Annotated in this window: 8 protein-coding genes; 3 read left to right on the plus strand and 5 right to left on the minus strand. The window is 68.9% G+C overall.

What is annotated here, in order from left to right; translation table 11 throughout:
• Window positions 1-264: 264 nt before the first annotated feature.
• Window positions 265-846, minus strand: a complete 582-nt coding sequence (locus tag DQW85_RS14100; protein WP_240197170.1) for a DUF2064 domain-containing protein — start codon at window positions 844-846, stop codon at window positions 265-267.
• Window positions 840-1355, minus strand: coding sequence for a M48 metallopeptidase family protein (locus DQW85_RS14105; protein ID WP_240197171.1), 516 nt, complete (start codon window positions 1353-1355; stop codon window positions 840-842). Before DQW85_RS14105 ends, DQW85_RS14100 begins: the two co-directional genes overlap by 7 nt.
• A gap of 850 nt (window positions 1356-2205) precedes the next feature.
• Here DQW85_RS14105 and DQW85_RS44455 point away from each other — a divergent pair.
• The 3 genes from DQW85_RS44455 to DQW85_RS14120 all read left to right on the plus strand — a co-directional run bounded on the left by DQW85_RS44455 (window position 2206) and on the right by DQW85_RS14120 (window position 6100).
• Window positions 2206-4098: a ThiF family adenylyltransferase gene (locus DQW85_RS44455; RefSeq protein ID WP_162794973.1), complete on the plus strand. Its 1893-nt coding sequence runs from the start codon at window positions 2206-2208 to the stop codon at window positions 4096-4098.
• Between the two features lie 59 nt (window positions 4099-4157).
• Window positions 4158-5492, plus strand: a complete 1335-nt coding sequence (locus DQW85_RS14115) for an ABC1 kinase family protein (RefSeq protein WP_113700772.1) — start codon at window positions 4158-4160, stop codon at window positions 5490-5492.
• 137 nt (window positions 5493-5629) lie between these two features.
• On the plus strand, window positions 5630-6100 hold the full coding sequence (locus tag DQW85_RS14120; protein ID WP_205315114.1) for a group II truncated hemoglobin: 471 nt from the start codon (window positions 5630-5632) through the stop codon (window positions 6098-6100).
• A gap of 41 nt (window positions 6101-6141) precedes the next feature.
• Here DQW85_RS14120 and DQW85_RS14125 read toward each other — a convergent pair whose 3' ends face one another.
• The 3 genes from DQW85_RS14125 to DQW85_RS14135 all read right to left on the minus strand — a co-directional run bounded on the left by DQW85_RS14125 (window position 6142) and on the right by DQW85_RS14135 (window position 7958).
• Window positions 6142-6384 carry a hypothetical protein gene (locus DQW85_RS14125; protein ID WP_162794974.1) on the minus strand — a complete coding sequence of 81 codons (243 nt, stop codon included), beginning with the start codon at window positions 6382-6384 and terminating at the stop codon, window positions 6142-6144.
• A 5-nt stretch (window positions 6385-6389) separates the two neighbouring features.
• A complete protein-coding gene (locus DQW85_RS14130) occupies window positions 6390-6554 on the minus strand; it encodes a hypothetical protein (RefSeq protein ID WP_240197172.1) in 165 nt (54 codons plus the stop codon).
• Window positions 6555-7553: 999 nt separating this feature from the next.
• Window positions 7554-7958: a hypothetical protein gene (locus tag DQW85_RS14135; RefSeq protein ID WP_113700775.1), complete on the minus strand. Its 405-nt coding sequence runs from the start codon at window positions 7956-7958 to the stop codon at window positions 7554-7556.
• Window positions 7959-8389: the final 431 nt, after the last annotated feature.

Consider the following 8389-nt stretch of genomic DNA (forward strand, 5'->3'; position numbering starts at 1 on the left):
CTTGGCCGGCCCCGTGGAGGCCGGCCAAGAGGGCCTCGGCCATCTTCCCGCCGGCGGGCCCCAGGCCGACCGCGTCGTACTCGCGGCGGACTGTGACGACGGGGGATTGTGATGACGGGGAACTGGAATCACCGAGGCGTGATCACCGGAGCCCCTGACCTGATCACCGGAGCCCCTGACCTGATCACCGGAGCCCTTGACCTGATCACCGGATTCTGGATCACCCAGGCCCGTCCTGACCCAGGCCCGTCCGGACGCGTCTGCTCACCCGATCAGCGCGCGCGTACTCTCCCACCCCTCCAGGCCGGGATCGAGAAGGCCCAGGTCCTCCCCGCTGCGCAGCCGGTGCCAGCCGGGTCCCGCCGCCACCATGCGGCTGCCCGGCGCCTGGGCGCGCAGGGCCGCGACCGGATCGGGCGCGTCGAGGTCGGGGTCGGCCCAGCCGGGCATCGGCAGACCGCAGGCGAGCGCCACGGCGCCACCCCCCTCGGCCGGGCAGACGGCGACCTGGGCACGGCCCAGCTCCCGGAACAGCTTGCCGATTAGCAGGGGCGGCAGGTCGGGGGCGTCGGCGCCGATCACCACGACCTGGTCGCCCTTCATGCGCCGAACGATGCTCCTGAGCGAGTCGTCCTCGGCGATGGTGATCACCTCGGTGCCCGGCCAGACGATCTCGTCGAGGTCGGGAACGCTGGTCACGAGCACAGGCGTGACGAACTCGAGGCCGGCCACGATCTCATAGGTGTCCTCGGCCACCGCCTCCAGCCAGCGCCCCGGGTCGACGCCCTCGGGGGCCGCTCCCGCCATGCTCTGCCGTACGAGGACCGCGGCGAGGCGGGTCAACATTCCTCCGGTGCGGTGTGGACCGCGGCCGCGAACCCTTCGAGGAAGCCGCGCGCCCTGTCGGCCTTGGGATACTGCTCCACGAGCGCCCAGAACGCCGGGCCGTGGCTGGGCACGAGCAGGTGCACCAGCTCATGGATGATGACGTAGTTGATCACCCATTCGGGCAGGCCCTTGAGCCGGGTCGAGATCCGGATCGTGCCGTTCTCCGGTGTGCAGGAGCCCCATCGGTGCTGCTGGTTGTCGACCCAGCGCACGCTCACCGGCATCGCCTTGCCGTCGAGGAACTTCGCCGACAGCTCCCTCGCGCGCTCCAGCAGGCCCTCGTCCGTCGGCTTACGCCGGCTCTCCTTGGCCGCCAGGCGATCGAGCATCCGGCTCACCCATTCGTCCGCGTCTTCACCGCTGAGCCAGGCGGGCAGGAGCACGATCGTCTTGTCACCGTCGCGGTAGGCGGAGACCGTACGCCGGCGACGAGAACTGCGACGGACCTCGACTGTCTCGGGGGGCACATATGCACGTTAGCCGAGACTGGCGGATTTCCACAGAGGTAAGGGGGTTGTTTCTGCTGGTCAGATGATTAAGAGCCGGTGAATTTGGGCATGCGCCTTTCCCGATGCATGGCCGGCCACCGGACCATGCCGGCGGACGCCATGGTCACCGGCTGTGCGAGCGACTCCCGGCGCAGCGAGGCTTCGGGGCCGTCTCGGCCCTGGAAGGAGGGCGGCTTTCGCGAGCCTGCTGGCGATCGGCGCGTTCCTCAGGCGACCTCACTCATGAGGTACGCCGAAGGAGACAGTTATTGACCAAACCTTTACCCATGCCCCCTCCTTGCCAGGCCGGTGTGCCCCCGGCAGCCGGTTCCGTCCCGCCCCGCTCGCCCAACCACTCCAGGGCGCCACCGACACAGACCGCCCCCCGGCCCTCATGACGACCAGCGATATCGCGGACCACGACGGCAGCGTTCACCTGGAGCAGCGGGTCGCCTGGAACGGCGGGTCGCCTGGAGCGGCGGGTCCCCTGGGGCGGCGGTCCCCCAGGGGCAGGTGCACCCCAGCGCGGACGCCTCCCCAGCGCGGACGCCTCCCTGGCGCAGGGCCCCTCACCGCAGAGGCGCTCACATCGCAGAGGCGCTCACCGCGGCAAAGGCCGTCCACAGCAAGGGCGCCAAATCCCAGGGCCGTCCTCACTGCGGGACATCCACCGAGCGACCTTCACCCGAGAGGTCCGCACCCAAGCGGCCCCCACTACGCGGGGCATCCACACCCAGGGACATCCACGTCAGCGGTTATCCACAGCCGCGGAGGAAACGGCACCGAGGCGCCCGAGATCCTGCAACTCTGGCGCGCCATGAGGCCACGTGTGAAGCCCGCACTGCGACGCATCCTCCGAGACGACCAGACGCTGCAACTGGGCGTCCACCCCGCCAGAGCGATCCTTCTGACCGGCCTCACCCGATCGGTCAGGCAGTGGATCGACGGGCTCGACGGCACCCGCGATCTCGGCCAGGTCCTACGGGCGGCCCCGGCAGCCGGACTCGACGAGCCGATGGCGCGGGCACTGCTCGACCGGCTCGCCGCCCGCGGTCTGCTCCACGACGCCGCGGCCGGCCCCGGCCCCCTGCGAGGCATGTCGCTCGCCGAGCGCGACCGTCTGGAGCCCGACCTGGACGCCCTGGACCTGGCTTCGGCCGTCCCAGACGGCGGCCTGGCCACCCTGCGCGTCAGAAGGCAGGCACGGGTACGTGTCTACGGAGCCGCCCGCGTAGGGGCACAGATCGTCACACTCCTGGCCTCGTGCGGAGTCGGCGAGATTCGGGTGATCGACCCCGACCCGGTCCGCCCCCGCGACCTCACGCCAGGCGGACTGACATGGCAGGAGATGGGACTGACCAGACAGGACGCCGCGGTAACCGCAGCCCTCCGCCACACATCCGGCGGCCCCAAGACCCCACCCACCACTCCGACCGCGCCAAGCACTGCGGTCGAACGGGAGCCTGTCTCCATGCCGGCAACCACCTCCCTGTGCCCACGCCCCCGAACTGGCAAGGGCACCACCACCACGAGCACCGGCACCCGTACCGGCGCAAACCCCCGCACCGCCAACGGCGCAGACCCCCGCACCGCCAACGGCGCAGACCCCCGCTCCGCCAACGGCGCAGACCCCCGCTCCGCCAACGGCGCAGACCCCCGCTCCGCCAACGGCGCAGACCCCCGCTCCGCCAACGGCGCAGACCCCCGCTCCGCCAACGGCGCAGACCCCCGCTCCGCCAACGGCGCAGACCCCCGCACCGCCAACGGCGCAGACCCCCGCACCGCCAACGGCGCAGACCCCCGTGCCGCAACCGGCATCGGCAACAGCACCGGCACTCCCGTCTCCCGCGTCCCCACCGGATCCCCGAACGCCTCCCGCGGTGCTCCCGGATCCCCGAACATCACCCGCGGTGTCCCCGGCACTCCGAGCACCACCGGCACCTCTAGCGCCTCCCGCGGCGTTCCCGGGACCCCGAGCACCACCGGTGTCAGCACCGGCACTCAGAGCGCCTCCCGCGGTGCTCCCGGGACCCCGAGCGCCTCCCGCGGCATTCCCGGGACCCCGAGCAGACCCCGTGTCAGCACCGACACCCAGAGCAGCACCCGCGGCGCTCCCCGAACCGGTGGCCGCAGCGTCCGAGCTGAGAAGAGTGAGGCGCGGCCGCAGTCACGGCAGCCCGTTGTATCCCCTCCCGCGCCACCCGGCACCCCCTCCGTGCGCGTGAGCGCCGGGGCGCCCTATCTCGGTGACGGGTCGCAGCGCCCCGACCTCGTCATCCTCGCCCCCGTCGCCCCGCTCGACCGCGTGCTCGTCAACGAGCTGAACGAGCTCGGCATCCCCCACCTGCTCGCCTCCGCCTTCGAGGGTCACGGGTCCGTCGGCCCGCTCGTGCTCCCCGGACGTACGGCGTGCCTGCACTGCGTCGATCTGGCCCGGCGCGACACCGACCCCGCGTGGCCTGTCGTCGCCGCCAGGCTGGGCGGTTATCCGCCGGGGGAGATCGCCTGCGACACGACCATGGCGACGCTGGTGGCCGCCGCGGCGGTCGGGCACGCACTGGCATTTCTGGACGGTCGCGGGTCCACTGTGACGAATGGCACATCCGAAGTCATGCCTGATTGGCGCTGGAGAAGCAACTCGTGGCCGCCGCACCCCGAATGTCGTTGTATGCGAAACAATCCTTGTTCGCTAACAATGGTCGTGTCGCCCACCGGCGATTGAGCCGATCCGGTGACGATCACGAAAGGGGGAGCGGCCTCACCGAGGGGCCGCGCATCAGTGTGAGCGATCTTCCGCGCCGCGCCGTCACGCGCTCCGCAAAGCTGGCCACCCTCCCTCTCGGTTTCGCCGGCCGTGCCGCTCTGGGGCTCGGTAAGCGGATCGGGGGCAAGTCCGCCGAGACGGTCGCTCTGGAGATCCAGCAGCGCACCGCCGAGCAGATCTTCAAAGTGCTCGGAGAGCTCAAGGGCGGCGCGATGAAGCTCGGGCAGGCACTGTCCATCTTCGAGGCGGCGCTGCCCCTGGAGATCGTCGGCCCCTACCGCGCCACGCTGACCAAGTTGCAGGAGGCGGCGCCTCCCCTGCCCGTGGCCACCGTGCATAGGGTGCTCGCGGAGCAGCTGGGCGACGAGTGGCGGGAGAACTTCATCTCGTTCGACGACATGCCCACCGCGGCCGCCTCCATCGGGCAGGTGCACCGGGCGGTGTGGCACGACGGCAGGGACGTCGCCGTCAAGATCCAATATCCGGGTGCTGGTAAGGCGCTGCTGGGCGACTTCGCCCAGCTTGCGCGACTGGGCAAGCTCTTCGGCGTGCTGCTGCCGGGCCTCGACATCAAAGCGGTGCTCGCCGAACTGCGCGAGCGCATCGCCGAGGAGCTCGACTACTTCCGCGAAGCGGAGGCGCAGCACGCCTTCGCTCTCGAGTTCATGGACGACCCCGACTTCCACGTCCCCGACGTGATCGCCGCCAACGAGATGGTGCTCGTCACCGAGTGGATGGACGGCACGCCGCTGTCCCGGGTGATCACCGACGGCACCAAAGAGCAACGCGACCGGATGGGTCTGCTGTTCGTCCGTTTTCTCTTCTGCTCGCCTGCGCGTGTCGGCATGTTGCACGCCGACCCCCACCCTGGCAACTTCCGCATGCTCGACAACGGCAAGCTCGGTGTCCTCGACTTCGGCGCGGTCAACCGGCTCCCCGACGGCTACCCCAAGGCGTTCGGCCAGCTCACCCGCATCTTCAATCAGGGTGATATGGAGTCCGTGGTGGCCGGCCTGCGTCAGGAGGGCTTCATCCGTCCAGGCATCGACATCGACACTGACGCCCTCCGAGTCTTCCTGGCGCCTTACGTCGAGCCGACGGCGGTGGAGGAATTCACCTTCAGCCGCGAATGGCTCCAGGCGCAGGCGGCCAGCGTCACCGACCTGCGCCCCACCAACGTGGTCCGCCAGCTCAACCTCCCGGTGTCCTACGTGCTGATCCATCGCGTGCACGCGGCGGGCGTCGGCGTCCTCTGTCAGCTCAACGCCACAGCGCGTTTCCGCGACGAAGCGATCCGTTGGGTCCCCGGCTTCGCCGACGACCCCGACGACGAGCCGCTGGCCATCGGCTGACTCACCCTAGGTACGGGGAGCCTCAGCGGCGCGTGCGCTAGCCGGCTGAAGGCGTGATGCCGGCGACAGCGCATTTCGACGATCAATCGGTACGGCGGGGGTTGAAGTGCCTGGCGGAGCAGTGATTACATGATTACATGATGGCAAATGAGACCGTACCCACCCTGTACGAATGGGCCGGTGGGGCGGAGGCGCTGGAGCGCCTGACCGAGGCCTTTTATGCGTATGTCAAGAAGGACGAACTGATCGGGCCGCTCTTCGCGCACATGGACCCGGGGCACCCGAAATATGTGGCCATGTGGCTTGGTGAGGTGTTCGGGGGGCCTGATCGCTACACCAAGGAGCGCGGCGGCTACCCCCACATGCTGTCCAAGCACCTCGGCAAGGCCATCACCGAGCCGCAGCGGCGGCGTTGGGTCAACCTGCTCATGGACGCCGCCGACGAGGTGGGACTGCCTGACGACCCGGAGTTCAGGGCCGCGTTCGCCGGCTACATCGAGTGGGGCACCCGGCTGGCCCTGCACAACTCACAGCCAGGTGTCAAGCCGATCACCGAGGCGCCGGTGCCGCACTGGGGCTGGGGGGTTGCTCCGCCGTACATGCCGTGAACCTCTCAAGAGGGGGACGAGGAAGGTCGGAGGAGAGCAGATCAGCCGTTCGTGTCCAGGTCCTCTTGCTCGAAGTAGGACTTCGGCTCCTCGAGGAGATCGACGTGCGTATCCGACTCGCGTCCGTCCTCTTCGCGCACCCAGCGGGAGATGCCTCGCGTCACCTCGTCGTCGATCTCGTCGATGCGGTGCCGCTGCGGGAATCTGTCGCGATACATGGCGACCCAGGAGGCTTGTACGTCGTCACCCATGTCGTGACTGATCTCATAAATTTGATCGCTCATGGGGCTCACGCCTTGCTGAACATCAAGGCCGCCTTCCTTACAGCCCAGCCGGTCAGGAGGAGACCGAAGACGGCCTCCGCGACACGCATCCAGAGGGCGGTGGCCTCGGCCGTGTACGTCACGACGCCGAGCCACATAAGGCCAAATCCCCCAACAAGGATGATTGCCACCCAATTCAACCCTCGCTGCCACATACGCGCAGTCTTGCAGCCGTAACGCCAAGGGCGGGTATGTGAGGGGTCCTCTTCCGGTCACTGGCAGGCGTCCAGGCATCCAGGTGCCCGTGGCGGTGACGGCGGTTTCGCAGTGACGTCGCCGACGCCACCGCTCGCCAGGCGGCCACGTGTGCGCGTCCTCCGTCGTGACCGGCACCTCACGGGCACACCCGAGGCGACGCCTGGCGCGGAGCCCAGCTCGCAGGCAGACGTGCAGTGACGTCTGGTGCGGAGGCTAGTTGACGGGCGTGGCGTGCGGAGACGTCTGGCGCGGAGCCCAGTTGACGGGCATGACGTGCAGCGGAGCCTAGTTGACGGGCATACCCTGCAGCGACGCCTGGCCCGCGTTAGTCCATCTCGTGGGCACACCTGCAGGTCGCAGTGACCAGCGAGCCAGGCCACGCTCACGATCCACAGCAGCCGGGGGGTGGGGAGCAGGACGAGCTACGGGCCGCCTGTCGCTGTGGACATCGTCCGGAGGAAGCACGCTTCGCCGTGAACGTCGTAGGGGCAGTGCACGCGTCGCCACGAAGGTCGTTGTTCGGTCGATCTTGCCGTTGCGGGTCAGAGCGGCATCTCGGGGATTCCGGACGAGCACCTCGGGCCCCATGTAGCGGGGCAGACGTTTCCTCCAGGCGCAGGCGGACCTCCGCCCGGTCCAGGCCGGGCACGACGGTGTGGTAGCCGGTCAGCCGCCCGCGGCCCGCGTCCTCGCGCGCCGTCACTACGGCGTCCAGCACGCCCGGGACGCCTGTCATGTGGTGCTTCGACATCGGGTAGTAGCCGCCTCACCCGCTGATTCAGGTGATAGCTGTCGCCACCGTTGTGCTCAGCGCAAACGGTGGTGCTTGGGGTGGTTTCCTGAACCAATGTCTCTGCCGGTAGCACCTGGACAGGTGGCTCCAACGGGTGGGGTTTCGACCCAACCGGCGGCCGGTGGTTCAAGCGGTGGTTTCAGTGGGAGAGCCTGCGGCCTGTGCCGACACAGCGGCGCAGGCGCATGCCCTTGGCCCGGGCCGGTGCCGAGCTCTGCTGCTCCAGGCAGGCGAGCAGCGCCTCGGCCGTGCGGGCGTCGGAGAGGATGCGGTGCACGCTCTCACCGTCCTGCGGGAGTTGGCCGCGCTCACCCAGTTCGTGCCTGACGAACGCCAGAGGGTCGGGGGCGGCGATCATCTCCGCGGCGACCGTCGCACGGGCGGCGGTGAGCAGGCGCAGGTAGTACGTGCGCAGTACGGCCTCCCTCATGCGAGCATGCTCCAGGTCGTCGATCAGAGTCCGGGCGACCCGCAGCAGATCGGCAGCATGCGTGGTCTCGTCGCTGAGGAAGGCGCGGATGTCGTCGAACTCCGAGCGGGTCATTGCGGACACCTCCGAGGGCGCAGAGTGCTCGTACTTACTTGGTACCGGCGGGCGATTGCGGATGGCTTGCGGTCGGCTTGCTGTCTGCGCAGGCAGGAGCCCCAGGTTTGAGGTACACGTGGTGAGGGAAGGACCTCATGATTACCTCTGTGGCGCCAACCAGGTCTGAGCGACTGCTAGAGTTGCTGAGGCAGGGCGGCCGGAGGTTCTGAGGAACCCCAGGAGATGCCCGGCGAACCCCATTACTTCTGGCTCGTTTCGGCGATTCGCATTCGCTTGGACACGTTGGTAGGTTAGGGGGGTTGCCCTGGGGACAGGGCGAGTGTTCGATTCCTTGCAGTTTTCTCGGTTCGGGTCAATTTGACATGAACCTGGGGGGCTGAAAGGATAAGGGCACGGTAAACGGAATTGAGCGCCTCTCGCGGGTCTGG

It is taken from the genome of Nonomuraea lactucae, assembly GCF_003313395.1.
GTDB lineage: Bacteria > Actinomycetota > Actinomycetes > Streptosporangiales > Streptosporangiaceae > Nonomuraea > Nonomuraea lactucae.